Source organism: Nonomuraea sp. NPDC001684, assembly GCF_053596515.1.
The window spans coordinates 1-1,056 of sequence record NZ_JBSFGJ010000914.1 but is presented as its reverse complement, the minus strand read 5'-3'; the positions used below and the strand labels follow the sequence as shown (position 1 = coordinate 1,056).

Below are 1,056 nucleotides of genomic sequence, written 5' to 3'. Positions count from 1 at the left end.
GCTCGACGCCGGTCAGCTCCAGGGCGTGCCTGGTGGACAGGTAGCCGGGGTCGAGGTCGTGGGCGACGACCTCGGGACGGATGTCGAACAGGCCGCAGAAGTGGTCGATGCCCTCGACGAAGGAGCGCAGGGTCTCCTGGTCGTCCAGGTCGCCGATGTGCTGGGACAGGAACGCGCGCCGGCCGCGTACCAGGCAGAAGGTGCTGCGCAGCTCGGCGCCGCAGGCCAGCACCGGGCGGGGCGCGGGACGGCGCAGCGTGAGCGGCTCGGGCGCGTGGCCACGGGCGCGGCGCAGCACGGTGTGCCCGCCGGACCAGGGGCGCAGCACCGAGTCGTCGGCGGGCACGTGGATGGCCCGGTCGTGGACCAGGAAGGCGTCGGCGATGCCGCCGAGCCGGGTGACCGCGTCGGCGTCCTCGTAGGCGAGGGGTTCGTCGCCGACGCTGCCGCTGGTCAGGACGATGGGCTCGGCCAGCTCCGCGAGCAGCAGGTGGTGCAGCGGCGTGCAGGGCAGCATCAGGCCGAGGTCGCGGCTGCCGGGCGCGACGGCGTCGGCGACGGGCGCGCCGGGCAGCCGGGGCAGCAGCACGATCGGGCGCGCGCGGCCGGTGAGCAGCGCGGCGCCCTGCCCGTCGACCGCGCACAGCCGGCGGGCCTGGTCGAGGTCGGCGACCATGACGGCGAACGGCTTCTCCGCGCGGTGCTTGCGGGCCCGCAGCGCCGCGGCGGCCTCCTGGTGGGCGGCGGGCACGGCCAGGTGGAACCCGCCCAGCCCCTTGACGGCGACGACGCGGCCGGCCCGCAGCAGGGTCGCGCAGGCGCTGACCGGGTCGCCGCACAGCTCGGCGCCGCGGGCGTCCAGCAGGCGCAGGGACGGGCCGCAGGCCGGGCAGCAGGTGGACTCGGCGCGGAAGTGGCGGTCGCCGGGGTCGTGGTACTCGGCCGAGCAGCCGGCGCACATCGCGAACCCGGCCATGGTGGTCAGCAGCCGGTCGCCAACGGGGAAAGGTCGTGCGCCTTTTCGTCGTCCCAATCCATGAGCCATCCGGCCAGGAA

At 76.0% G+C, this 1,056-nt stretch carries 1 protein-coding gene; it reads right to left on the bottom strand.

All coding sequences use genetic code 11. From position 1 onward, the window contains the following. Positions 1 to 976, bottom strand: a 976-nt coding sequence (locus tag ACWCSD_RS53045; RefSeq protein ID WP_449927660.1) for a Sua5/YciO/YrdC/YwlC family protein, incomplete at its 3' end; no start/stop codon positions are given. Between the last annotated feature and the right edge of the window lie 80 nt (positions 977 to 1,056).